Origin of the sequence: Mycolicibacterium nivoides, from assembly GCF_003855255.1 — a bacterium.
GTDB classification, from domain to species: domain Bacteria; phylum Actinomycetota; class Actinomycetes; order Mycobacteriales; family Mycobacteriaceae; genus Mycobacterium; species Mycobacterium nivoides.
Genome location: NZ_CP034072.1, coordinates 3,606,495 through 3,629,886, shown reverse-complemented (window position 1 = coordinate 3,629,886; position 23,392 = coordinate 3,606,495). Strand labels below are relative to the sequence as shown.

32 protein-coding genes and 3 tRNA genes are annotated in these 23,392 nt (G+C 63.5%); 21 read left to right on the top strand and 14 right to left on the bottom strand.

Features of this window, described 5'->3' with window-relative positions; genetic code table 11:
- The first annotated feature begins 100 nt into the window (after window positions 1–100).
- The 9 genes from EH231_RS17595 (at window position 101) to EH231_RS17555 (ending at window position 7,347) form a co-directional block, all read left to right on the top strand.
- Window positions 101–376 (top strand): phage fiber-tail adaptor protein, encoded by a 276-nt coding sequence (locus EH231_RS17595; protein WP_124712910.1) that lies wholly within the window; start codon window positions 101–103, stop codon window positions 374–376.
- A gap of 84 nt (window positions 377–460) precedes the next feature.
- A complete protein-coding gene (locus EH231_RS34800; protein WP_124712909.1) occupies window positions 461–847 on the top strand; it encodes a phage tail fiber protein in 387 nt (128 codons plus the stop codon).
- A 195-nt stretch (window positions 848–1,042) separates the two neighbouring features.
- The gene (locus EH231_RS17585; protein WP_206429585.1) at window positions 1,043–3,136 is read left to right on the top strand and encodes a glycine-rich domain-containing protein; all 2,094 of its coding nucleotides are present in this window, start codon (window positions 1,043–1,045) and stop codon (window positions 3,134–3,136) included.
- A 181-nt stretch (window positions 3,137–3,317) separates the two neighbouring features.
- Window positions 3,318–4,259: an LtfC-like domain-containing protein gene (locus tag EH231_RS17580; RefSeq protein ID WP_124712907.1), complete on the top strand. Its 942-nt coding sequence runs from the start codon at window positions 3,318–3,320 to the stop codon at window positions 4,257–4,259.
- A 54-nt stretch (window positions 4,260–4,313) separates the two neighbouring features.
- The gene (locus EH231_RS17575; protein WP_206429584.1) at window positions 4,314–5,225 is read left to right on the top strand and encodes a peptidoglycan-binding protein; all 912 of its coding nucleotides are present in this window, start codon (window positions 4,314–4,316) and stop codon (window positions 5,223–5,225) included.
- Window positions 5,226–5,278: 53 nt separating this feature from the next.
- A complete protein-coding gene (locus EH231_RS17570) occupies window positions 5,279–6,196 on the top strand; it encodes a PE-PPE domain-containing protein (protein ID WP_206429583.1) in 918 nt (305 codons plus the stop codon).
- Between the two features lie 4 nt (window positions 6,197–6,200).
- A complete protein-coding gene (locus EH231_RS17565) occupies window positions 6,201–6,668 on the top strand; it encodes a hypothetical protein (protein ID WP_124712904.1) in 468 nt (155 codons plus the stop codon).
- Window positions 6,668–6,922, top strand: coding sequence for a hypothetical protein (locus EH231_RS17560; RefSeq protein WP_016040713.1), 255 nt, complete (start codon window positions 6,668–6,670; stop codon window positions 6,920–6,922). The genes EH231_RS17565 and EH231_RS17560 overlap by 1 nt, the downstream gene beginning before the upstream one ends.
- 2 nt (window positions 6,923–6,924) lie before the next feature.
- Complete coding sequence (locus EH231_RS17555) at window positions 6,925–7,347, top strand: hypothetical protein (protein ID WP_124712903.1); 423 nt, start codon at window positions 6,925–6,927, stop codon at window positions 7,345–7,347.
- Window positions 7,348–7,673: 326 nt separating this feature from the next.
- On the opposite strand, the gene EH231_RS17545 is transcribed toward EH231_RS17555, so the two are convergent.
- From EH231_RS17545 to EH231_RS17525, 5 genes are all read right to left on the bottom strand, one after another.
- Entirely contained in the window at window positions 7,674–7,937 is a 264-nt protein-coding gene (locus tag EH231_RS17545; RefSeq protein WP_206429582.1) for a hypothetical protein, read from the bottom strand.
- Window positions 7,934–8,125, bottom strand: a complete 192-nt coding sequence (locus tag EH231_RS34795; RefSeq protein WP_420891974.1) for a hypothetical protein — start codon at window positions 8,123–8,125, stop codon at window positions 7,934–7,936. Before EH231_RS34795 ends, EH231_RS17545 begins: the two co-directional genes overlap by 4 nt.
- 89 nt (window positions 8,126–8,214) lie before the next feature.
- Window positions 8,215–8,961, bottom strand: a complete 747-nt coding sequence (locus EH231_RS17535) for a nucleotidyltransferase domain-containing protein (RefSeq protein ID WP_124712900.1) — start codon at window positions 8,959–8,961, stop codon at window positions 8,215–8,217.
- 86 nt (window positions 8,962–9,047) lie between these two features.
- Window positions 9,048–9,518 (bottom strand): histone-like nucleoid-structuring protein Lsr2, encoded by a 471-nt coding sequence (locus EH231_RS17530; RefSeq protein WP_124712899.1) that lies wholly within the window; start codon window positions 9,516–9,518, stop codon window positions 9,048–9,050.
- Between the two features lie 76 nt (window positions 9,519–9,594).
- Entirely contained in the window at window positions 9,595–9,969 is a 375-nt protein-coding gene (locus EH231_RS17525) for a hypothetical protein (RefSeq protein ID WP_124712898.1), read from the bottom strand.
- Between the two features lie 558 nt (window positions 9,970–10,527).
- On the opposite strand from EH231_RS17525, the gene EH231_RS17520 reads away from it, so the two are divergent.
- From EH231_RS17520 to EH231_RS17510, 3 genes are all read left to right on the top strand, one after another.
- Window positions 10,528–10,600 (top strand) — tRNA-Glu (locus tag EH231_RS17520).
- 47 nt (window positions 10,601–10,647) lie between these two features.
- Window positions 10,648–10,724 (top strand) — tRNA-Asp (locus EH231_RS17515).
- 41 nt (window positions 10,725–10,765) lie between these two features.
- A tRNA-Phe gene (locus EH231_RS17510) sits at window positions 10,766–10,842 on the top strand.
- Between the two features lie 142 nt (window positions 10,843–10,984).
- On the opposite strand, the gene EH231_RS17505 is transcribed toward EH231_RS17510, so the two are convergent.
- On the bottom strand, window positions 10,985–12,199 hold the full coding sequence (locus tag EH231_RS17505) for a tyrosine-type recombinase/integrase (RefSeq protein WP_124712897.1): 1,215 nt from the start codon (window positions 12,197–12,199) through the stop codon (window positions 10,985–10,987).
- 138 nt (window positions 12,200–12,337) lie between these two features.
- On the opposite strand from EH231_RS17505, the gene EH231_RS17500 reads away from it, so the two are divergent.
- Window positions 12,338–12,841: an SMI1/KNR4 family protein gene (locus EH231_RS17500; protein WP_164480934.1), complete on the top strand. Its 504-nt coding sequence runs from the start codon at window positions 12,338–12,340 to the stop codon at window positions 12,839–12,841.
- Here EH231_RS17500 and EH231_RS17495 read toward each other — a convergent pair.
- On the bottom strand, window positions 12,838–13,407 hold the full coding sequence (locus EH231_RS17495; protein ID WP_124712896.1) for a metallophosphoesterase: 570 nt from the start codon (window positions 13,405–13,407) through the stop codon (window positions 12,838–12,840). The two genes, EH231_RS17500 and EH231_RS17495, sit on opposite strands and share 4 nt — an antisense overlap.
- A gap of 380 nt (window positions 13,408–13,787) precedes the next feature.
- Between EH231_RS17495 and EH231_RS17490 the strand changes: the two genes are divergently transcribed.
- A complete protein-coding gene (locus EH231_RS17490; RefSeq protein ID WP_124712895.1) occupies window positions 13,788–14,273 on the top strand; it encodes a hypothetical protein in 486 nt (161 codons plus the stop codon).
- Window positions 14,274–14,284: 11 nt separating this feature from the next.
- Here the strand turns inward: EH231_RS17490 and EH231_RS17485 are convergent, their stop codons facing one another.
- The 3 genes from EH231_RS17485 to EH231_RS17480 all read right to left on the bottom strand — a co-directional run bounded on the left by EH231_RS17485 (window position 14,285) and on the right by EH231_RS17480 (window position 15,640).
- Window positions 14,285–14,785: a hypothetical protein gene (locus EH231_RS17485; RefSeq protein ID WP_124712894.1), complete on the bottom strand. Its 501-nt coding sequence runs from the start codon at window positions 14,783–14,785 to the stop codon at window positions 14,285–14,287.
- Window positions 14,786–14,787: 2 nt separating this feature from the next.
- Window positions 14,788–14,922, bottom strand: a complete 135-nt coding sequence (locus EH231_RS34610) for a hypothetical protein (RefSeq protein WP_277425606.1) — start codon at window positions 14,920–14,922, stop codon at window positions 14,788–14,790.
- A gap of 271 nt (window positions 14,923–15,193) precedes the next feature.
- Window positions 15,194–15,640 carry a hypothetical protein gene (locus EH231_RS17480; RefSeq protein ID WP_124712893.1) on the bottom strand — a complete coding sequence of 149 codons (447 nt, stop codon included), beginning with the start codon at window positions 15,638–15,640 and terminating at the stop codon, window positions 15,194–15,196.
- Window positions 15,641–15,782: 142 nt separating this feature from the next.
- On the opposite strand from EH231_RS17480, the gene EH231_RS17475 reads away from it, so the two are divergent.
- The 7 genes from EH231_RS17475 to EH231_RS17445 all read left to right on the top strand — a co-directional run bounded on the left by EH231_RS17475 (window position 15,783) and on the right by EH231_RS17445 (window position 21,265).
- Complete coding sequence (locus EH231_RS17475; RefSeq protein WP_124712892.1) at window positions 15,783–16,061, top strand: type VII secretion target; 279 nt, start codon at window positions 15,783–15,785, stop codon at window positions 16,059–16,061.
- Entirely contained in the window at window positions 16,058–18,346 is a 2,289-nt protein-coding gene (locus EH231_RS34325) for a hypothetical protein (protein ID WP_241178219.1), read from the top strand. The genes EH231_RS17475 and EH231_RS34325 overlap by 4 nt, the downstream gene beginning before the upstream one ends.
- A 65-nt stretch (window positions 18,347–18,411) precedes the next feature.
- Complete coding sequence (locus EH231_RS17465) at window positions 18,412–19,083, top strand: hypothetical protein (protein WP_241177759.1); 672 nt, start codon at window positions 18,412–18,414, stop codon at window positions 19,081–19,083.
- A gap of 10 nt (window positions 19,084–19,093) precedes the next feature.
- A complete protein-coding gene (locus EH231_RS17460) occupies window positions 19,094–19,459 on the top strand; it encodes a DUF2185 domain-containing protein (protein ID WP_124712890.1) in 366 nt (121 codons plus the stop codon).
- Between the two features lie 263 nt (window positions 19,460–19,722).
- Window positions 19,723–20,349, top strand: coding sequence for a GAD-like domain-containing protein (locus EH231_RS17455; protein WP_241177758.1), 627 nt, complete (start codon window positions 19,723–19,725; stop codon window positions 20,347–20,349).
- A gap of 52 nt (window positions 20,350–20,401) precedes the next feature.
- A complete protein-coding gene (locus tag EH231_RS17450; protein ID WP_124712888.1) occupies window positions 20,402–20,827 on the top strand; it encodes a hypothetical protein in 426 nt (141 codons plus the stop codon).
- Window positions 20,828–21,004: 177 nt separating this feature from the next.
- On the top strand, window positions 21,005–21,265 hold the full coding sequence (locus EH231_RS17445) for a helix-turn-helix domain-containing protein (protein ID WP_124712887.1): 261 nt from the start codon (window positions 21,005–21,007) through the stop codon (window positions 21,263–21,265).
- A 67-nt stretch (window positions 21,266–21,332) separates the two neighbouring features.
- On the opposite strand, the gene EH231_RS17440 is transcribed toward EH231_RS17445, so the two are convergent.
- The 4 genes from EH231_RS17440 to EH231_RS17430 all read right to left on the bottom strand — a co-directional run bounded on the left by EH231_RS17440 (window position 21,333) and on the right by EH231_RS17430 (window position 23,381).
- Entirely contained in the window at window positions 21,333–21,956 is a 624-nt protein-coding gene (locus EH231_RS17440) for a hypothetical protein (RefSeq protein WP_124712886.1), read from the bottom strand.
- 82 nt (window positions 21,957–22,038) lie between these two features.
- Window positions 22,039–22,179 carry a hypothetical protein gene (locus tag EH231_RS33895; RefSeq protein WP_164480933.1) on the bottom strand — a complete coding sequence of 47 codons (141 nt, stop codon included), beginning with the start codon at window positions 22,177–22,179 and terminating at the stop codon, window positions 22,039–22,041.
- A gap of 87 nt (window positions 22,180–22,266) precedes the next feature.
- Window positions 22,267–22,701 carry a hypothetical protein gene (locus EH231_RS17435; RefSeq protein ID WP_124712885.1) on the bottom strand — a complete coding sequence of 145 codons (435 nt, stop codon included), beginning with the start codon at window positions 22,699–22,701 and terminating at the stop codon, window positions 22,267–22,269.
- Window positions 22,702–22,715: 14 nt separating this feature from the next.
- Complete coding sequence (locus EH231_RS17430) at window positions 22,716–23,381, bottom strand: hypothetical protein (protein WP_124712884.1); 666 nt, start codon at window positions 23,379–23,381, stop codon at window positions 22,716–22,718.
- Window positions 23,382–23,392: the final 11 nt, after the last annotated feature.

The window sequence follows — 23,392 nt, the reverse complement described above, 5'->3', positions numbered from 1 at the left end:
CCGTCCATTAAGGAACCGATTCTTTCCGCGAGTGCAGAGGTTCGTCAGCAGATTGCCGAAGCCACCCTTAAGCGCGCGAGGGCTGAGAAAGGGGGGCTAAGTGTCGCTTAAGAAGTTCACGCAAGACCCAGATGAGGTTTTGGACTACACGATTGATTGGTCGGAGTGGCTGGCTGAGGGTGACACGATCACCGAAGTTGCGGCTACTCCGGCTTCTGGGATCACGGTTGATTCCACGTCTTTCACGGTTAGTTCTACGACCATTTGGGTTTCTGGTGGCGCTGCGGGCCAGCGTTACGACATTAGCGTGCATGTGGTTACTAATGGCGGGCGCGAGGGTGACCGGTCGATCACGATTGAGATTAAGGAGAAGTAGTGACGAACCCGGTTTTCACTCTGGTGGCTTATGCCACTGCGGAGGTCACTCCGGCTAATACACAACTAAATATGGAGGACGGTAATGACGGTCGGGATTCACACGGTCAACCTGGCGAATAAGTGGCTTGGCATCCTGCGGGGTACGGCTTTCACTGCGCCTACTGGCATTTATATTCAGCTACATAAGGGCGATCCTGGCGGGGCTGGAACGGCTAACCTTTCGGCGGTAACGACGCGGGCGCTTGCGACTTTCGCGGCTCCGGCTTCTGGCGCTATCGCGCTTACGGGCACTAACCCATCGTGGACGATGACGGCCACGGAGACGATTACGCATATCAGCGTGTGGGACGCGTCGACTGGTGGGAACTTTCTGTGGTCTGCGGTGCTGGCTGCGTCTAAGAACGTGCAGTCGGGCGACACGTTGACGCTTACTACGTGCGGGCTGTCGCTGGGCGCTTTGGCGGCTTAAATGGCTATCGCGTTCAACGCGGCCACTGTTGGGAACATCGCCACTTCTGGGCGGACCGCTTCTGTTACGCATACGGCTAACGGCTCTAACCGGGCTGTAATCGTTATGGTCGTCGGCGGGTGCGGGCCAAGCAATGAACAGCCTTGGGGCAATGGCGACTCAGAGGGCTTGACCTGTACCTACGGCGGTTCGGCTATGACGCTGTTGGGCCATATCGGTACTAACGCAGGCACTTTCGGCGGCGTGGCGTTCTTCGGGATGCTTAACCCGCCTACTGGCGTGCAGACTGTCGCGTTCTCTAAGACAAATATCACGTGGTCGCTGCGAGCGGCGGCTATGTCGTATACCGGGGTGGCGAGCTTCGGGGCCGCGACTGCGACTTACGGGACTGGCTCGGGGGCCGGGCTGGGAATGACGGTCTCGGCAGCGGTGGGTGAGGTTGTCGCTCAGGCTTTCGTGACTCTCTTGGGCACGGTTACCAGTTGGTCGGCTACCGGCGGTGGCACGCAGCGGCAGATTGTTAACGCTACTGATTCTGGCGGCGGTGCTTACGGAGTTTTCGGCGATGCGCCGGGTGCGTCGTTGGTTGCGTTCAGTGGGACGCGTACCACTTCGGGTGACCAGTATGCGGCGGCTGCGGTTCGCCTATTGCCTGCGGAGGGCGGCGAGCCGGAGAACCCTGGCGAGTTAGCGACGTTCTCGACTACGGGCGCTTATACGTATGACATTCCGTCGTGGGCTACCCATGTCGATGTCATTGCGATTGGTGGCGGTGGCGGTGGTGCTGGCGGCGCTAACGTTGGTAACGGCGATGGCCAGGGCGGTAGCGCCGGTACGTGGCAGTCGTTGACGGTTAAGCGCGGTGTTGATATCCCGTCGGGTGTCACGCAGATTACGGGTGTTGTCGGTACTGGCGGTACGGCTGGCGGTTCAGGTAACGGCTCCGGTGGTGGTGGCAATGCGTCGACCGCCGTAGCTTCTGGGCTAAGCGTTTCCGCTGCCGGAGGGTCGGGCGGTTCGGGCACTAACCCTGCCGGTGGCAGCACAACGTATGGCAAGTCGCCGGGTAACCGGGTCTTTAACGGGCAGACGTATACGGGTGGTGCGCAGGCTGGCACATCGAGCAACCCAAGCGGCACCGGTACGACGGGTAATGCTCCCGGCGGCGGTGGCGAGGGTGGCGGCGGTGTCCTGTTCGGCACTGGTTCGCCTGGTGGCCCTGGCGGGGCCGGTCGGGTGTTCTTCTACGCGTATCGCGTCGGTGTCGACTATGACGGCCAGGCTTCGCTTGCGTTGGTGGTTTCTACGGAGGCGGCTGCAACGCTGCTTGCTGTTGCTCAGGCGTCGTTGGATATCAGCGCAGCTCCGGTGTCGGTGGTTTCGCATGGGCAAGCCATAGAGGCGTCTCTTAGCCTCTCTGCCGTCCCAGATGACGTGGCCCGGTATGACGCGGTGACTAACGCCGATTTGTTCCTAGACGTGGCTTTCACGGCTTCGGGCATGAAAACCCTGAACGGAATTGCGGTGCTGTCCCTCACTGCGGACACCTGGGCTGACGTTACGGAGTTCAGTGTGGCCGACGCGGAGTTGCCGGTGGTCGCTGACATGTGGGCGGAACTTTCCCAGTTGCAGGGGATTGGCGGGTCGCTAGCGGTCGGGGTTACGCCTTCGGGCGAAATGTCGCAGGGCCAGGACGTGGGCGCTGATCTTGAGGTCATCGTGTCGCCTACGGCGGCGATGCTTTACGAGGGCGCGGTGCGGGCGAACCTGGTGGTTAACGCAACGTTCGTCGCGGTCGCGGAGCGGGACGCTCTTACGGATGCGGACTTGGCTGTGGCGGTAATCGGCACGGCAGACGCTTCGTCGGGGCCGGTCGCTGGCTCGGGGCTGGCTGTGGTTGTGACGACTACGGCGGCGATGCAGCGGACGCAGTATGTGGACGCGAACCTGTCGCTTAGTGCTGTCACGGACGGCGAGCTGTCCGCGAGCTTCGGCATTGATGCCATTTTGGAGCTGGTCGCTAACGCGTCGGTTTACTTCGGCTCAGTCCGCGAAATTGTGGTGGTGCCTTTCCATGATCGGCACGCGGTTGTGCCTGAGAATCCGCGCTTAGTGGAGGTTAAGGGCGAGCTGCGCCTGATTAGCGCTGGGGGCGAGTACCGCATTGTTGGTGTGCCTGAGGTTGAGCGCGTGGTTGTGGTTGGCGATTCGGATAGGTCCGTGCTGGTGGCCCCTGCCGATAGGTGGGTTCAGGTCGCGCCGGTACCTAAGGCGGTGGCGGTGCGCTAAGGCCGCTTAACAACTAAATAGAGGGGGTCCAATGATTATGGATCACGCGGGGGAGCCGGAGGTTCGCTGCGTTGCCTGCGGCGACCGCAGTGTTGACCATCCCACTTTCAAGCATTGGCTTTGGAATTGGCTGGCGGCTTCCGAGGCTTTCGTGCGGTTTCACCTAGGGCGGGTGCTCTAGGTGAAGCACGAAGCTGTATTGAGCACGATCCCCATGTCGCGGGGGTCGGGATTTAAGTACGAATTGCGCGGTAAGCCGGGCGATTACTGGCCGGAGTCGGGCACCGCTTACGTGGTTTTCTACGAGTCGACTGGCGCGGTAATCGCAACCCTTGAGGGGTCGGTTAAGCCGGAGTTGCTGCTGTTTGAGGCTGAGCCGACTGAGATTGAGTTCATTCCGCATGGTGCGGGGTTTGAGCTGTTCGTAACGCCGGATGAGACCGGTGTGCCGGTGATGGTTCGTTATGGGACGGTCACGCGGCGGGAGGTCCGGTTTCCGGATGCGCCTGCGACTGACGTTTCGGATACGGCGCTGCTTTACGCGGACGATATGCAGCGGACGATCCTTGGGCCTCGGTGGCGCAAGGTTGGCGGCAAGGCTGCGATCTACGACGACTGGATTTCGCTGCATCCTAAGCGCGCTATCGGTCCGGACTTCATTTTCTTTGACCGGGCGTCGGTGTTGTGGTTTGCGCCGCTGAACTTGGATTCGGTGACCGTAAACGTAAACATCGTTAACGCGGGTGCGGGTAAGTCGACGGTCGTTCTGGCGTCTGACTACAACATGACTTCATGGCTTGGGGTCCAGTTCGAGACGGGCATTTCTAACAATAAGTGGCACATCGTGGTTGGGCATTCGCCTCAGGGCGACGACTACGAGGTTAAGGCCAGTGTTAACGCGAACTCGGACAACGGCAATAACGCGCTGATCAAGTTCAATCACGCTGCACGGCAGATTACGGCGTTCCGGAATAACGGGACTACGCCGGTTTTGACGTGGACCGATGAGAGCGAGTCTCTGCCTATTGGTGATGGCTTCCGCTATACGGGGTTCTCTTGGATTTCGTCTCTGGCTGCTCGTGGCGCGTGTTTCTACGACTGGTGGGCTAAGGACGGTATTTAGCAGATGGCTTTTGTTAGCAGGTATGGAAACTGGTATTCGGAGAACGGTTGGCGCATGTGTGACGCCAACGAGCTTGACCGGGGGGCGGTGCCGGGCACTTCGCTGGTGCTGCCTATCCGGAAGGGTATTGCGAACCTGATCCTTAAGGCTTGGGTGGCGTGGTTTCACCGCAATGTTGAGTCGTTGAATAACGCTCGCGGTTTCAGTGATGAGGGCGCGTGGACGCCGACTAATGACGTGGCGAACTCTAACCACCTGTCAGGTACGGCTGTTGACCTTAACTGGTCGGACCACGCCTTTCGGGTGTCGTACTCGGGGTTCACTCAGGCAGAGATTAACAAGGTCCGTGAGGGCCTAAAGCTGTTTGAGGGGACGATCTGGTGGGGCCAGGACTGGAACTCACCTAAGGACCCGATGCACTTCCAGCTTAACTACGGCGAGGGTGACGCGCGGAACGCGGCTTTCGCTACCAAGTTGCAGAACGGATATCTCGGTATCTGGTCTGGCGGCGGCGGGGTTATTGATCCTCCGGCGGGCGTGGATGACATTTACGCGGAAGAGGGCGACTCGGGCGACCGGGTGACGCGTTTGCAGCAGTTCTTTAACGACAACTTTAAGAGCTATTCCCGGCTTGAGGTCGACGGCGATTTCGGACCGGCGACTAAGGCTGTGGTTGTCGAGTTTCAGAAGCGGGTTGGTGTTCTGGCTGACGGCATTGTCGGGCCTATCACGCTGAACGCGATGGTGAAGCACGGCTTTAAGTACGGCCTTAAGACTGAGAGTGAGGTAAAGGTGGCGAATCTGCCAGAGGATTGGACTGACCGTCAGGTCATTAACGATATCTGGGAGCAGTTGCGCGGTCCGGATGGCAAGGGCTGGGCACAGCTAGGGAAGAACGCTAAGGGCGAGAACCTTTCACTGGTCGATGCTATTGCCGAGGTTAAGAAGCGTCTAGAGGCGGCCTAATGCCGCTACAGGTTGGCTCGCAGGGCGAGCTAGTTAATCAGTGGGTCCGGACGATGAATAAGCGGTTTTCGTCCTACTCGCGCGAGAAGGATGGAACTCCGCTTAGGGTCGACGGCTATTTCGGTTATCCGGACCGTGACGTTCAGCAGGAGTACGAGCGGCGCACTAATCAGGTACAGGACGGCATTGTTAGCGATGGCGACTTGGCGGCGCTGGGGTTGATTGCGACTCCACCCGCCGAGGAGCTGCCAGTTCTGTTCACGGTTAGCGGGACGTTCGCGGACATGTGGTCGGGTTACCCGGCGGATGTTGCTCGCGCGCTGGCGGGCGTCTACTACTGGCAGCCGGTCAACTATCCGGCGGCAGCGTTCCCGATGGGGGCGAGTGTCGATGTGGGCGTGCGTGAGCTTATCGACCTGATTAACAAGATGAGGCCGGGCCGGAAGTTCGCGCTGTGTGGTTACAGCCAGGGCGCAATCGTGTGCTCGCTGGTGCTGATTGAGATTCTGTTCGGCAGCCTGTCGCACCGTAAGGGCGATCTGCTGGGCGGCTCCATGATCGGTAACCCGATGCGGCAAGGCGGGGTGTCGTTCCCTGGTGGGCGCGATCCTGGCGGGCGCGGTATCGCGTCGGAACAGCTTAAGGTGACGCCGCCGAACTGGAATGAGTACGCGGACCCTGACGACATTTACGCGGCCACGCCTACGGGCGCTGGGGGAGAGGAAATGTCCTCAATCTATGCCGTGGTGATGGACCCGCTTAAGGGTGCGCCGAAGCTGGTGTGGCAGATTTGGGAGCTTTTGGCTAACCCGGCTGCGGAGACTCCGGCTCTTGTTAAGGCAATCGTGCTGGGGCTTAGGTTCGCGGGTACGCGGACGGCTGCGCATGTGGAGTATCACATTCGTCAGGCCACGCCAGGTACCACGTATTTGCAGCACGCAATCAATCATTTACGAAGCATTAAGGGGTAATCCATTGTTGATTTATGACGAGCAAGTGCCGGTGTTGGACGACACGTTTGAGGGTGACGAGGTTGCGCTACTTGCTGTGCGCGGAGGCCGCGTGGATCGGCATTTCCGCCGGAACTACGCGTGGGCTAAGCACGCAGCGGACCGGGGCCAGCTAAAGAAGATCGTTGTGAAGGTCGCGGTCAATAAGGACTCGTGGGTTCACACGGTGGGTGCAGTTACGTCGGCCCTTTCGGGTCAGCGGTTGCATCCTCTGGCGGCTTTCAATGTGGACGCGGACGTTCGGGATATCGGTGGCGACAGGCTAACGCAGGTGTTGGAGGCGCTTAAGGAGCTGGCACCAAAGCCAGCGGCCTTTATGGCGTCGAATGCCGACGTTAAGGCTCTTGTACGGGCGCAGAACGCGCAGGCGAAGAATGCGCCTAAGCCGGGGCCTAAGGGTGATGACACTAAGGACGTGAAGGACGGTGAGTAATGAAGATTCTCGGGCACAAGCCAAGCGAGATTCGGAAGTCAATTGCGGGGTTCGCGGCTGCCCTGTTGGTACTGCTAGTGGCGTTGCCTGTGGCCGGTCTACCGGTAGGTGTTGCGGCTGTAGTGGCGACTGTGACGGCCTTCCTGACGGGTGTGAGCGTCTACCTCGCTAAGCCCAATGTGGCTGCGGTAATTGATGGGCTGGACGTGATTGACCCGCCTGTCGAGTACCCACCTTTTATTGAGAAGTCATAGCGATGCCGGAGACGGGCGAGTGGATTGGGGTGCTGGTCACTAACTGGCCTGAGCTTGCAGTTATTGCCAGCTTAGTGTTCGGCGTTTATATGATCGTTCGTTTCCTGGCGGGCACCTTTGAGTCGTTTAGTAGGGCGCTAGGGCCGGTGGGTAGGTTCCTCCGCGCTCAGCGCGCTATTAACAAAGCTGAATCAGACGACATGCGGAAGCGGATTGCGTACCTGGATGAGCGGGTTACGCGTCTGCTTTACCGCGATCAGTGTTATTTCGCGTACGTGTTGGCTGACACGGAGTGGCATCGCAGGCATGAGCTTAAGGCGGCGGCACTTGGTTGGGTGTTTGAACCGCATGTGTCATTCCTTGAGTTCCGCGACCGCTGGATGCGCGAGCGTGGACTAGATAAGGAATTGGACATTTGGAAGTAACGGTTTACTCACCGGAGACCGCTTGCACAAGCTGCATGGCAACGAAGCTGGCCTTTAAGAAGCAGGCTATTCCGTTTACGGCGGTAGTCGCTTCTGATGCACAGATCGAGAAGTTCAGGGCGGATGGTCACACGTCATTCCCAATCGTGATTGTGGATTGTGGCGATGGCGCTACGTGGACGTGGAGTGGTTACCGCCATGACGACATTAAGCGACTTAAGGAACTACGGCAGGAACAGACGCCATTGGCGGCTTAAATAGACTCGGGCACTCGCGCTCCCCTCTTTCCCCTGGGGTTGAGCGCGGGTGCCCGTCTTTTTGTGTTTCTAGAGCTTGGCCGGTGGGAACTTGCCGTACGTGCCGTCCTCGAATCCGGCCAGGGTCCGTTCGTGTTGCCAGTCGGCCCGCTCAATGAGCGCCTGGTCTTGCTTGGCCCGTTCTGCCGCCTGAGCGTCCTGCCGCGCGATGATCTTGCGCGCGGTGAGGTAAGCCAGCCACACGAGCGTTACGCCCAGCAGAAGCGGCCACAGGACTTTGACCACCAGGACTACCACCACGGCGATAGCCAGCCAGACGGCGAACTCACTCATGACACTTGGACTCCTGTCGCGTAAATAGCAGGCTCATGCTCGGGGCAGTAGAAGGCGACCGCGCCGCTAAGGATGCCGACCGCGAGGGCCTTGTCCCCTAGGAGGTTGGTGTCGTCGGCCACGATGTCGGGCCACGTTGCGCCGTCCGACAGTTGGGCGCAACGTGACTTAGCGATTGGCACGGCCATGTTGCAGTTGACGTTGCGCCCCGTCTGGTCCGTTAGGTAGGTGCAGAACTCGTAGTCGTCCTGCGGCGCGGCGGCGGCTTGCGGCGCGGCTAGGACGCTGAACGCAAGGGCTGCAAGCCCCACGACTGCGCGTGCGTGTCGATTAACCATTGGTCGATCTTGGCCCGGTTAGGTTCGTCTGGCAAGGAAGTCGTCTGCTCAGCGCGTTGGATCATGGCCCGCCAGTCCGCGATGTCGTCTAGCACTTGCTCCTGGGCGACCTCGCCGTTGCGGATGCTGAGCAGGTAGTCCCGCCTAAGCTCCATCATTGGCATCTGCATTTCCTGGTGGACCAGCATTTCGTGGCCCTGCATGAGCAGACGGAGCGCGTGGAATGCGGCCTTAGTGTCGTAGCCGTGTGCCTCGATTAGCTCGGGCCGGTTGGTGCGCGGCGCACGTTCGCCGGTTAGCCGGGCACTCATTGAGTCTGCGTATCCCATGTGCCGGGCAGCTAGCCGCTTGCTTAGGAATAGGTGCCGGTTCTCTTGCAGCCTGATCATGTCAGGGAAGATCAGGTTAGGGGTGAACAGCAGGGTCATAACCGTAGGGTTGCCCTGGCAAACGAGGCTCACATATTTACGCAGACCGTAAAACTGCGTCTCGGAGTCCCCGGCCTCACTCTTAACGCCTTCGGGCTTGTCGCGCCGACGCACAGCTCCGACCTGCGGCTTAAGGCCGATTAGCGCTTCTGGCGGATCGGCGTAGATGCCGATGTAGTCATGGTCGGAGTCCTCACGGTTTAGGCCGTGGGCAAACGATCCAATCTCGCCAATGATCAATGGCCTTATCTCAGCCATATTCCCCCCTTAAACAAAGCTAACCCCGGTTGGCGCTCCCCCTCCCAAGAGAGCGGCCAAGCCGGGGCCAGCGGTCCGTGTTGCCGTTAAGCCTGCCCGGCGGCTGAAAACTGCGGGTCGTCTTTCTTCGGTGCCGGTGCAGCTTTCTTAGCTGGCGCGGCTTTCTTAGCTGGCGCGGCCTTCTCGAGTTTGTCGATTTCTTCGCCGACCGGCGAGCCTGCGGCTTTCCATGCCCGCACAACCTCTGCGGACACGCGGCCACGGTCAGAGACCTCGATCCCGCTGGCCTGTGCAAACCGCCGGATTTCGGCGAGTGGCAGGCCGGGTTCTCCGCCGGAGAACGTGTTCTTGCTGCTAGAGCGCTTGCGTCCGGTTTCTTTGCCGACGCGTGAAGCCACTTCCAGCCACTTCGCCATGTCCTTGTCGAACTGCTTAGCGTTCTTCTCGGACAGGTCCAGGTGGTAGTTGACTCCTCCGACGCCGAAGTCGCGTTCGACCTCGGCTTCCAGCTCCGGCTCGTAGTCATCGAACAGTGTGACGGTTACCCGCTTACCCATTTCGGTACCCCTTCATTTTCGTGTTTCGGGTATGTGCTGCGTACACAGTAAGCACCTTAATCATTATCCGTCAACTTCACCTGAGCGGATTAGTCGCTAACTGGACAATGAACAGGACGAACAGGGTTAGCACCACAGCCGCGACGATACCGCCGACGATGAGCTGAGTAGGCGATACGCGCCGATAGAACGGGACGTAAAGCTTTTGGCGGGTCAAAGCAGAGGACCAGTTGAGTTCTAGGCGGTTGAGGTCGGCGGCGAGCTGGTCGTACTTGCGCTCGTGCTGCATGTATTCGGCCTGCCGCCAGACGCCGGGAGTGCGCTGCCAGTCGTTCAACGCTTCCCGGTATCGCCGGAGGGCGTCGTCTGCCTCGCGTAGCGCAGGTACGGACGTGTCACGCCGGATGGCCTCTTGTAGCGCCTGGATGAAGCTGGGTGACTCGATGCTCATGCGCGCGTGTCTCCTGCCGGACTTAGGTAACCACTAGTTACGAGGACTGTTCACTTACTCAACGTGAGTTGCGTTAGAGCGTGATTAGAAGATTTCGTTTAATGACCCAGTGCCCAAGGTGACGTTTAGCGGGTTGTTGTCGTTGCTTGGCCGGGGAACGCTACTAGCGAGTGTCTGGATATAGAACACCAGGAATTTCGCAAATTATGGAAATATTAAAGAAAACCCACAGCCTTCCCACAGGGGTGGGGGGTTGCCTGAACGTGTCCGCAGGTGTACGTGCCGCAGTGCTCCGACCAGCGCCGATCTGGCTCTTAGTTGATACTTTTGTTGATACCTCGGAGGAAAACGCCGTCTGACCTGCGCGTTCTTAACCTCACCAGAGGATTAAAAGTCCGTAGCTCTACCAACTGAGCTATAGGGGCGCGAGAAGACAGGGTACAAGATGGAGGAAATTGGTGTTGCGACCACCGGGTTTGAAGATTTGGGCATCCGTACCCTAAGCTATCGAAGCTCCCAACGGACACGTTGTGAACGCCCCGGAGAGATTCGGATTAGGCCCCCATCGTCTAGTGGCCTAGGACGCCGCCCTTTCACGGCGGTAGCACGGGTTCGAATCCCGTTGGGGGTACGTGACAACGGTAACGTTGGAACATATGTAGTACGCAGGAAAAGCAAGGCCCTGTGGCGCAGTTGGTTAGCGCGCCGCCCTGTCACGGCGGAGGTCGCGGGTTCGAGTCCCGTCAGGGTCGCCATCACGGCGAGGCAGTTCGGTTTGCGAGAGCCGGTGCCTTCCGGCCAGGTAGCTCAGTTGGTACGAGCGTCCGCCTGAAAAGCGGAAGGTCGCCGGTTCGATCCCGGCCCTGGCCACCAAGAGAACCACCTGGTAGCAGGTGGTTTTTCTGTATCTGGAGCACGTTGCTCGGAAGCCTGAATCTGACACATGTGACACATCGGCTTCCTTATTCCTCCGCGTCGGCCTACGAGGTGACACGAGATGTGTCATGTCTCCGGCCTACTGTGCGTCCTTCTTCTTCCCGGTCGTGATCGAGCCGAGCATGGCTGCGGCATCGGCGAGTGCGTCGTGGTTCGAGTGCGCGTAGGTCCGGAGCGTGAAGCCGGGATCTTGGTGGCCGAGCCACGCCGCGATCACCACGGTCGGCACACCCGAGAGGTGCATCAAGGTCGCGCAGCTGTGCCGCGCATCATGCAGCCGCACGTGGGGGAGACCGGCGTTGGCGAGTGCCTTGCGCCACGCCGCGGTGAGCGTATCCGGGTACGGCGCGACCCCGAGCTCGTCCACGATGACGTAGCCGCTGTCGGTCCACTTCGACCCCAGCGCGAGCTTCTGTTCCTTCTGCCGCTTCCGGACGCGGCGGAGCGCAGCGGTCAAGTCCTCGGGCATCGGGAGGGTGCGCACGCTGGTCTTCGTCTTCGGGGCTCCGGTCGTGGCGCCACCCGCCGTGGCGAGCCGCGCGGCCGTCACCGAGAGCGTGCCGGCTTCGAAGTCGACCGCGTCCCACCGCAGCGCGAGAATCTCCCCGCGGCGCAGGCCGAGAACCGCCAGCCGCCAGGCGATCCCGAACGGATGGGAGTCGGTCGCGGCGAGCAGCTGGGTGACCTGCTCGGCGGTCAACGTCGTCATCTTCCTCTCGGAGTCGGTGGCGAGCGGCTTCACCAACGCGGCGACGTTCCGGACAAGCACGCCCTGATCCACAAGGTCGGAGAACACCGAGCGGATCCGGGCCAACATCGGGTTGATGGACGTGGCAGCCCAGGGGGAGCGCACCTTCTTCGCGGACTTCTTCAGCTTGGTCGGCGCGTTCCAGGTACCCATATTCGACGTGCCCGCGCGCAGCGCCTGCACCACACCTTCGATGTCATCCTTCGTGATGCTCTGCACCGGCCGTGAGCCGAGGTGGTCCACGATCGGTCGAAGGCTCGTGATGTACGCGCTCATGGTCTTGGATCTGACCCGCTGCCCGAGCAACCAGGAGTCGACGGCCTCCTCCACAGTCAGTTCGCTGGGTGCAACGTGGATGCCTCGACCGCGGTCGCCAGCGATCGCGGTGTAGTGATCCACCGCCTCCTTGAGGGTCTTGAACCTCCGTCGCTTCTGCCGCCGTTTGCCGTCAGCGCCGGTGACCTCGGGTCGCACTTCGTAGCGGCGGCCGCTGTCCAGATCGATGACCTTCACGTAGTCGGGTATCCGTGCCATGCGCTGAAGCATCCCAGGCGATTCCAGCGTCCGACGTGCGCTCTGCGCGACACGCCGAGCATTCACGTGCAGTAGATGCGGTCGCCGCTACCGACTACGCATGTGTTTGCCAGCTCGGCGGAGGCCCCCACATGCCCTTAGCCTGACGCAGTGGACCCAGCACACGTTTGGAAAGTGCCGCCCTACGAGAACTATGTGCAGCCGCCGTTGACCGATGAGCTGCTCGACGCGACCGAACAACGACTGGGTGTGCGCCTGCCCGAATCCCTCGTCGCCCTGCTCCGTCGCCAGAACGGTGGCTATCTCCAGGTCGGCTTCCCCGAGGACCGGGACTACAACACGACCCACGACATCATCCGCGGCATCGGAACGAGGTTCCCGCGCCTCGAGAAGGACGCGTGGTGGCACGACGACGAGGACTTCGAACCCAGGCCGTCCGACGCGGAGTGGCTCGTCCCCTTCGACGGAGACGGGCACTGGGATCTGTGCCTCGACTATCGGCGGTCACCGACGGACTCGGCTAGCCTCCGAATCGACGCGGCCGTGGTCGTGATCGACACGGAGGCACGCGATCCCGACGTCGAGTCGTTCGTCGCCGCGTCGTTCGACGAGTACCTGGCACAGCTGGTGCCGACAGGCGACGGTGAGTCCTAGCGCAGCTGCATCTCCGCGGTGAGCTCCTCGGCCGACGCCGGCCGCAGATTCCACGCCTCCAAGCTCACGCAGATCGACCGTTTCCCCGACCTGCGTTCGGTGGCGTGCGTGTGTCCGTGGATCAGCCACATGCCGAGGTCGGGAAGCTGGTACTGGTCGAAGCTCTTGCGGGAGAACCGGTCCGGTGTCCCCGCGTACGGGAAGTGGCTGAGCATCACGCCGTGCTCGCCCACCTTCGTCCGCGCCACCTGCTGCACGCTCGCGAACACCGCCGCGTAGTCGGCGAAGTGCTTCTGCCCGCCGCGATACATCGGGTGCACGGGGTCGTGATTCCCGGTCACCAGGTGCATCGGCAACTGCAGGGTGGTCAGCTGTTCCAGCGCCGACTCCATGGAGGCGATGCCGCCCGCGCAGATGTCGCCGAGAACCCACAGCACGTCGGTCTCAGGGTTGAGTCGGTAAAGCGCCGCCATCACGGCAGCGTCGTGCGCGGCGACGCTGCCGAACCCGCGCAGGCCCGCGAGCTTCGGGTGCGCGAGATGCAAGTCGGCGGTGAAGTACTGCACGGGCGGCGAGACTACGCGTGCGCGGGGACAGGCGAAATCGAGTTTCCTGTCCCCGGTCGCGGCTACCGTCACCACGTGGCGTGGGCCGAGGTGTCACCGCGTACGTGCGAGGCGTGCGGGGAGCGCTACGGGACTGGACATTCTCTGGTGGGGTGGGAGCCGGGCAACCCGGGACACCGCATCTACCACTGCGGGAGCTGTGGGCACACCACGCGGGTGCCGGCGAGTCAGGTCAGGTTGCGATGGGTAGCGGAGCGATCACGGCGGCGTCGTGGGTAGCCCACGCATTCCGCACCGGGGATGCGCCGACTCGACGTAGATTCCCAACTGTGACCGCCGCGTCCCTCATACCTGTCGGAGCCGCCTTCGCAGGTGCAGTTGTGGGTTGGCTCGCCTCGTTCTCGAACGAGCGGGTCAAGTGGCGGCGAGAGCGGGCGGCGCGCTGGGATGAGAGTCGTCTGACCGCTGCGGTCCGGTACAGCGGGGCGGTGAAGCGACAAGTCCAACTATGCCTCCGGATCGGTGCCGGCGAAGGGCTGGGAACGATGGACGTCGTCCGCCTTGATCGCACTGCCGGTCTGGATCTTCTCAACGCAGCGGAGGAGCAACGCTCCGAAGCGTTCGAGGAGCTCCTCCTGCTCTTTGAAGACCGCACCATCGAGGCCGCCCGCCGGTGGCAGGAAGCGGTCTGGGAGCTGGTGGCCGCGGTGGACGGGCGACGCACCGTCGAGCAGGCGGAGTTCATGGAGCTGTTCCGTGCGGCCGGGATGGTGCGCGACCAGTTCTACGTCACGGTGCGAAGCAGCTTGGCGATCACATCCCGATTCCTGCAGAGCGAAGCCTTCGGCACTACAAAGACCGCGTGACTGCGCGACGCTCAGAGCACGGGCCAGACGATCTGCCCGAACCGAGGACCAGGGTCGACCACCACTACGGCCTTCTTGGCGAGCTCCTTGGAGGTCGCGGCAAAGCCTGCCCGGAGGTAGCTGCGCACGGCGGCAACGGGATCGGCGGAGGGAACGGCCTCGAGGGTGCGACCGAGCAAGTCCACGCGTCTCCCGACGAAGCCGTGATCGTCGGGATGCCGGCCGAGCTCCGACTCCCCGAAGTCGCCGGTCCCGATGCGGCGGTACGGGTATCCGATGCTGGGATCCTTGGCGTAGAACGTGTAGACGTCGAGGTCCTTCACGCCGTTGGTGCCGTTGACGAAATGCAGTGCGGCGCCTTGGCACAGCGCGGTGAGCACGATGCGGTTGCGGTACACAGCCAGGTGCGGTTTGCGGCTGAACAGGCCCTCACGGTCCGTCTCGGCGATCTCCGCCAAGCGGCGCAGGTGCTCGTTCGTCAGCGGAGCCATCGACCGTTCGACGACGTTCACGTTCAACAGATTCCGTTGTCCAGTGCCGCCGACATGATCGCGGTGGATTCGTCAGCTGAGTACCCGTAGTTCTTGATCACCGCTTCGGCGGTGTACCGCGACGTCGACTCGTACATGTTGCAGGCGTTCAGCGCCACGTCGTTGAACAGGTTGTTGCCGTTGACGTTGTCGAGGTAGCCGAAGCCTGTGCTTCCAGTTGCCGGTAAAACCCCTCGATGTAGGGGGATTCGGAGTGGCGCTCGCTGACCGGCTGGGCACCCGCCGATGGGGCACCACCGAGGAACGCGAGGAGCGCACGCGTTCCAGCGATCAGGATCTTCACAGCGGCAGTATGAGCGTCTAGGCCAGGGCGGGATGGTCGTACTGAAGAATCACTCGGTTGACTTGCCGGAGGCCGGTCGGGCACAGCTACTCACCGCCGCCGTGGGCCTGCACGTACTCGCCGACCTCGGCCGGTTCCATCCCGCACAGATGCATCATCGCCAGGGTGATCAGTTCGTCGTCTCGATAGTTGGCGAAGTCCGGAATGAGGTAGCTGGTGGGCCGGGGCTTGTCCGGTGGCCACAGTGCGGCGTCGACGTCGTCGTGGATGAACTGGTAGTCCCAGCCCTTCTCCACCTGGTCGCAGACTCGGTATCCGGTCTTCAGTAGGAGATCCGGACTGTGGACTGTGAGACTCTCGCGAGCCGTCCGCAGGTACGTGTTCTCGTCACCGGTCGCCCGCTGCGGCGTCTGGGAAGGGGCGCCAGCTTCTGCGACGGAGGGGACGGAGACAGAGGCCGCCGGTTCCTGGACCGTGTTCGGAGAACAGGCCGTGATGGTCAGTGTCGTCAGCGCTGCAGCAACCAGGCGCACGTGCGGATCGTAGCTGCGGACGAGCGGTCGTACGGCACGATTCGACCGCCCCGTCCAGGTCAGCTTCAACAATCTGCTGTCTATGCGGCTGCAAAGTGTCCGGTAACCTCACGACCAGGAGTTCGCCGGTTGGGGGATTGGCATGGCAAACGAGTTGGAAGTCGACGCGGGCGGTCTGCGGGTAGCGGCTGCCGGCAGTGACGGCCTCGCAGCTGGGCTGGCAGGTGGGTCCTTCGACGCCGCGGCATCGGCACAGCCCAGCGGCGCAGGTGTAGCCGCCATGAACGCGGCGCTCACCTCCGTGAAGAGTCGCCAGTCGGCACGGATCACCGGCCAAGCCGATGACCTCTCCGTGAGCAGTGCCCGCTACGACAGCACCGACACCGATGGCGGGGACGCCATCACCGCGGTGTCGGTGTGAGCCCTGCGGCCGCGCCCGCTCCCCTACCCACGAAGTCGGAGATCGAGGAGTGGAGCACCTCGCACCTCTCCGAGGCGGCAACCACCTGGCGGACCGCGGCCACAGGATCCGAGAACGCCTTCGATGAGCACCGGCAGAACATCTCGTCTCCGGGCGGCACCACGTGGACGGGAGACGCCAAAGACGCCGCGCTCGACCGGGTAACCAAAGACGTCGCGGTGGTCGGCCGCCAGAACAGTGTGCTGCGCGAGGCCGCCACCCTCGCCGAGAACGGCGCGCACGACATCAAGGCCGCCAAGGACAAAGCGGTGGAGGCGATCACCGCAGCTGAGAACGACGGGTTCAGCGTCGGCGAGGACCTCTCGGTGACTGACACCCGCGAGTACGACATCGACACGATCGCCGAGCGCAACAGGGCCCTCGCGGAGCACGCCGAGGACATACGTTGGACCGCCCAACAGCTCGTGCAGGCAGATCAGCTCGTCGGCAACCGATTGGAGGCGAAAGCCGCTGATCTGGAAGGGATCCGGTTCGAAGGGGAGGCTGAGGACACCTCGTCCGGCCGTGTGCATCTGGCCGACCACACGGTCAAGCACGACGCCGGGGCCAAGGACCAGCCGGAGGAGAAGAAGCCTGAGGCGCCCGCTCAGGCTCCCGGACAGATCGGCCCCTTTGCGGTGCCGAAATCCGTTGAGGACGCGGCGAAGAAGTCGGGACTGAAACCCGACGAGAAGCCTCCCGTGAAGAGCGACGTCGGAGGCGATCTCGGAGACCTGTTGGGTGCGGGCGATCTTCCGGCGGCAGGGGCAGAACCGAAGCCCACAGCGGTGCCGATAAGCCCGCAGGCAGTCGAACAGTTCAAGACTCAGGCTCGGAACCTGTTGCGGCAGCAGGGCGTACCACCGGACCAGATCGAGTCGCGGGTCAACGCCATGGTGGCGGACGCGCAGCGGATGAACGCCACGCTCGCGGACTCAGCTGCTCACACGCCGGCCAAGCCGGACACCACACCGGGTCCCGCGCCCGTCGACACGCGCAGCCTCGGGGAGAAGCTCGGCGACAAGTTCAACAACTTCGTCAACGAGGCCCACGACCAGTTCTACAACCGGCTCGACTCCACGGTGGAGACGCTGCAGAACCTCACCGGCACGGGTGGTGAGGGCCGCCCCGGTGTCCTCGAGTCGTGGCAACAGCTGGGGGAAGCCGCCGCCGCTCACCAGAAGGAAGACCCGTTCCATCTGCGCGACCCGCTGGGGCCGCTGGGACCGTGGGGCGCAGTGAACGACGTCGTCCACGACATCCCGGAAATGATCGACAACCCCGGCAAGTACGCCGGCGACAAGGCGTTCGACGCCACTGCCATGGCCGCCACGGCACCGCTGGGGGCGGAGGGGTTGCTAGGCAAGTCGGTGCTGCCCGAGCTGGGTGCTCTGGAACGTAGCGTGCTGCCCGAGGTAGGTGCGCTGGAACGTGGTGCACCACCGGTGGTTCCGCACACAGCTGAGCCGCCGGTGGTTCCGCACACAGCTGAGCCGCCCGTGGCGCCCCGCACCGCAGAAGCCCCGCCCATCCCGCACAGTGCCGAGCCTGTCGTTCCCCACACTGCGGAGCCGCCTCCCGTCCCGCACACGGCAGACCCGCCGGCCGGGCACCCCGCACCTTCAGCCGATGCACCGGTGGAACACCCTGCGCCGCCGCCCGACACCCCGGCACACCACGTCCCCGACCAGGTGCCGTCACATCCGCTCCCGCCGCCGGATGTGTTCGACCCGCATCAGGGGATGCACTACAACTCGGGTGATCCGTACCATCCTGGTGGATGGCCTCCAAGCACGCCTGATCCGACGTGGACCAAGGGCGATACCACTCCCGGATGGGAGCACATGAACCGCGGGCCGGAGAAGCCGTGGATGCCTTACCAAGAGCAGATCACCGGTATCGAACGAACACCCGACGGACGCATCCCTGAGTACGTTCTGGTCGACCCTGACACGGGCGCACCGGTCAGGATGGACAGCGGACCGGTCATGCGCGGCGATCAGGAGGTCTTCCTAGACGCTAAGCGTGAATACGAGCCGCTGTTCAAGTACCCGGAAGCGCCGTGGGTCGACAACATCAGACAGGATCTGCTCAAGGAGGCGCAGCGGCAACTGAACGCGTTGCCCGATGGGGCGATTCTGGAGTGGCATGTCGCTAACCCCCAGAGCGCGGCGATAATGCGCGACCTCCTGGAGAGCCGCGGGCTCGACGACGTCCACGTGATCTACACGCCTCAGAAGCCATGAAAGTAGGGTCGACAGTCATGACATCCACGTCTCCTGCGCAGCCCGTGTGGGCGGGCTCCGCGTTCGTGAATTCGGTCTGGGCCGCGACGGGTGAATCTCCCGAGTGGATCGCCGACCGCACCGATGCACTACTGGGGCAATTGGGAGACGCCTTGGGGATCACGCACTGGGACACTTCCCGGAGCCAGCACTGGGAAGGCTCACCCGCACAGCTGGCAGACATCGTGCGCAGAAACCAGGTGCACGAGGCGCTCCCGGAAGGCGAGGAAGGTGAGGTCATTCCAGCTGAGGGCTACGCGATGGTCCTGGCTGGCGCCGGCCCCGCGGTGGCTGCGAAGGTCTGGATCGATGCGGGGTCGATCGGTATCGGCAGGAGGGTTCCTAGCCACCGTCTCCATATCGACTTGCGGGAGACCTTGTCCGGCGGCATCACGAATGAAGTAGGCGACGCGGTGTGCGCGGCCGTCGCGTCCGCCTGGCGACCTGCGACGGCGACGCTCACCGACTCCGCGACGAATCGCCTTGCGCGCCGCTCCGGTTGGAAGATCGGAGCCGGCTACCGCACCTGGATCAACTCCGAGGTCGGGACGGTGAGTCGGATCGCGGAAGGGCTCACCGCGTCGGAACTGGCTGGGGGAACGCTGATCTCGGCGCCAGACGACTGGCCCGGCGAACGTGTCGTCCAGGCGATGACGGAGACGCTCGCCGCGAACGGTCTCGACGAAGTGCCGCACTAGGCCAGCTGCGGTGACCAGTTATATCGAGTTCATCCCCCACGCCGGAGCGTGCTTGGCGACGACCAACGTCATGGAGCGTCGCGGCAAGGTGCGGTGGATGGTGAGGGTGCCGTCCACGGGCGGTGCGGACAACGGCTGGCAGATCATGAGCCACATCGACACCACTGAGTACCTCACCGACAAGAGCAACTGGCGGATCGTCGCGTTCAACGACCTGTGCAACATCGAGCCGGCACTCATCGGCATCTACGACTTCCCCGTCGGCTCTGACCTGCAGATCGTTCGCGATGAGCGCGGCATCAGCATCTACGACACACCCACTGGGCGGCAGATCCCCGTTGAGGAGTTCTACGTGCCGCCCCAGTTCCGAGACTGAGCGCGACCGGGAGGCATGGCGATGGAACTGGGGGGACAGCTGCTCTTCTTGCGGTCGTCGCGGCGCTGACCGGCGGCTGAGCGTCGAGGAGCTTGTGCGCCAGCACTTCGCCCGTGAGCGGGCGTCACGAAGGTCGATCAGCTCACAGCCGGTGGTGTAGCCCCCTCCATAGGGCGCAGCACCTAGCCAGGTCTCCGGAGCGCCCGATGCGATCGTGAACATCAGACTGTGGAGGGGTGACGGTGGCTGACGAAGATTTCGAATTGTTCCTCACGAAGCTCCCGTTCTCGATCCCCGGGCCCGCGTGCACTGACGAGCACGTTAAGGCCTATACCGGACTCGTCCCTGACTGCCTGATCTCCTACTGGCAGGAGTTTGGGTTCTCCGGGTTCGGGAACGGGACGGCCTGGTTGGTGGATCCGATCGAGTGGAAGGTGACCACCGAGGAGGTCCTCCTCGATCGAGTTCAGCACCCACAGCTGGGCGCGGACGCGCGGTACATTCCGTTCGTCCGAAGTGCTTTCGGGAAGGTGTGGTTCTGGACGCCCGGGTACGGGATATCGCTGATCGTTGATCCGGCGCGCGGAGAGCTGTTCGTCAAGCCGCCGGCGAGAAAGCTCTCCCCTAGTGGATTCGAGCGGGCGATGCTGTCGTTCTTCGGCGCGTCGACCATGGAGCGGTTCGAGTTCTTCGACAAGAACGAGAGGCCCATGTTCGAGCGGGTCCACCAGCAACTCGGAGACTTGCGGTTCGACGAGCTGTACGGATTCGCGCCGGGTCTACTTGTCGGCGGCCCTGCGATTGTGGAGGCCACCCACCTGTTCCAGATTCATGTCCACATGGCGCTCCTGAGATCGGTCATCGGCGACGACTGGTATGTGGTTGCGTAACGGCCACCGCTCGAAGATGAAGGGACAGCGACATGGTGACTGGTTCAATCGCGTGACAGACCAACCGCCGTACATGGTGCAGCTGGGTGACGCACATACCGCCGTGGTGCAGGCGTTGTTCGACTCCCTGCCGACCGGCGGCTGGACCAGCTGCACGGTCGAGTACCGCCAGGCCAACACGGTCGCCGAGTCGCGGGTGAGCCTCACCAGTAACGAAGGTGTGACGGAAGTCGTGAAGTCCCCGGTGCCGATGATCCTCGCGCTCAAGCGGCTCCGGGAACTGATGGCGGGCCGGGGTCAAGGCGCGTGGCTCTCCGCAACGGTCACCGCCACGCCCGACGGCAAGTGCATGTTCGACTACAACTACAACGTCCGGCCCAACTGGACGGTGCAGCCCGCTGATGAGACGTACATCGAGGACTTGAAGAAGTACCCGCGGTCCGCCGACCAGATTCCCGACTGGTACCCGCGCAGCTGATCAGTCGGAGCTGAGCCGGAGGCGTCACGAAGGACCGCGGCACCGGGGGTTGCTGGACCTCCTACCGACACGCCGACATGTAGACCACGCAGCGAGGTGCACTCCGCGCGACACGCCGAAAAAGTACGCGATTCCGGCTGGCTTGGAGGTGTCCGAACTCCGTGGTGCGATAGAGACATGAGCGAGAACCAGAACGACCTCGCCGTCGCGATCGCCGCGTTGCTGGCCGCGGTGGGGCAGACGCAGTCCGCGGCGCCGGCCGCACCCGTCACGATGCTGACCGTCGCCGAGACGGCGGAGCTGCTCCGCTGTAGCGAGTCCCTGATCTATGCACAGATGAAGGACGGCCGTCTTCGCGGCGTGAAGGTGGGCAGGCGTCGGCTGGTGCCCATGACCGAGATCGACCGACTGATCGCGGGTGACATCGCGGCGGCATAGTCCCCGTAGCGAACCTCAGCAACAGCCCCCGACCCAAGCGGTCGGGGGCTGTTCCTGTCTCGGTGGGTCAGGCGTTGGCGGCCTCGATCGCGGCGACGGTTCCCATGATCTGCACGCGCTCCGTGATCTCCGTCCACCGGTTGCCGACGGCCATCGCGAGCGAGGCGCGCGTCGCCTCGTCCAGCTCCTCGCGCGCAACGGCGGCCACGGGATCCTCGTCGAGGACGGCCCCGATCACAGCGGTGGCCGCCGGATCGGTGCGCCCGTCGATACCCGCTGCGAGCCAGCGGGCATGCGCCACTGCGAGCGCGGCGCCGAAGGCCAGCGTGGCGGTTGACGCGTCGGCGTCGGACTCCGCGAACAGTTCGATCGTCGCGCGGTGGTACATGCACTCGGTCTCGGTCAGCTCGGGCACCGCCGTCACGGCCGCGAGTTCGGTCACGTCGTCCCACACCGCCGTGAGCCAGTCCTGGAGCGTGAGCATCGTGAAGGGGCCGACCGCCACAGCGGCGGCATGGGTCACCGGGTCCGTGCTCAGCTCGGTGATCAGCTGGCACGCGACCGTGGTGCCTTCCAGCTGCGCGCGGTGCATCGCGGCGGCCACGGCACCGGCGTACGCGGTGACGGCGGCGGGCGCGTCGCTGTCCTGGGCGATGGCGTAGGCGGCGTACCGGTAGGCGTTCTCGTCCATGGTCTTCTCCTGGTTCCTGTGGCCCGGCGGTCGGGGCACGGCACCCGCTCAGGTGGCGGATGCCGCACCCTCACCGTCGGGGTTAGCGGTCGGCGTCGTCGTCGGTGTCGGCGGTCTTGCTGGTGTAGATGCCGAACGGATCGCCCAACGGCACGTCGCCGCGGGAGTTCGGATCCGGCGTCCAGGTGCGCTGCAGGTTCTCGTCGTTGTTGGGGTCGGTCATGGTCTTCTCCTTGCTCGTTCTTCTTCATGGTCCGGCGGACCCCGCGACCACAGCTCCGGGGAGCTGCAGCACGGCCGCTCGTCGGACTCAGTGGCGGTTCGGGTCGGGGTCGACGCGGCAGCCGGTGACCGCCGTGGTCGCTTCGGCGGGGGCGGGCTCGAGCGCACCGTCACCGTCGCGGTCGGGCAGCAGGTACATGCGTCCGTCGACACGGAGCACCCGGACGCAGCGGTCGCCGACCGAGACCCGATCGGTGACAACGGCGGGACTGCAGGTGTCGCCGACACCGTCGACGCGGCGGAGCTGCTGACTGCCCTGCTCGGCCGTCCATGTCCGGCCGTCGAACCCGACCACTGCCACCTGACACTCCGGTCCGGCCATGCGGTGCGCGACCGCGGCGGGCGGAGCGACTCCCTCGACCCGCGGCGGGAGGAACGCGAGCACGACCAGGGCGCCGATGGCGAGCGCCAGCGCGGCGATCAGGGTGGTGCGGCTGGTGATGATGCTCCGCAGCTTGTTCATGTTCGTTCTCCTTGTCAGTTCGCCGGGACACCGGGAACGGTCTCGCCGTTGGTGCAGCCGTAGCCACGCTGGACCTTCGACAGCGCGTCGCCGGCAGCGCGCGGTCCGCCGGAGCGGTTGAGGAACCACTCGGTGCCGTCAGCGAGACGGACCCCGACGTTGCAGACCGGGTTCCCGCCGTCCGGGATCGCGTAGATGAAGGGGCGTCCCTTCGCCTTCGCAGCATCGGCGGCCGCGGTGTCCATCGCCGTGCCGGTAGCCGGAGCAGGGATGGAAGCCGGTGGGGCACTCTCGCTCACGCCGCAGCCGTAGGTCTGCAGCCGCTCCGCCATGAGCGCGTTGCCGGCGACCCGGACGGCGGACTCGTTCAGGATCCACGGCCGCGCGTCGCCGGGGAGAAGCAGCGCCGAGTGGCACGCCTCCACGCCGCCGTCGGGCAGGCCGACCAGGAACGGCTTGCCCGCTTCGAGCGCGGCACGGGCGGCGGCGCGGTCCATCCGCTCGGCGCCGTACGGGACGACGCGGCGGAGTGCCTCGTCGGCGGACGACGATGCGGCGGTCGCGCTGCTCCTGCTCGACGCCGCCCTGGTCTCGGTCGGCGCACCGCACGCGGTGGTGAGCATGGTCGCGGCTGCGAGGGCGGCGACGCCGACGGGGGCGATGTACTTCTTCGTGTTCATGGTGTTCTCCT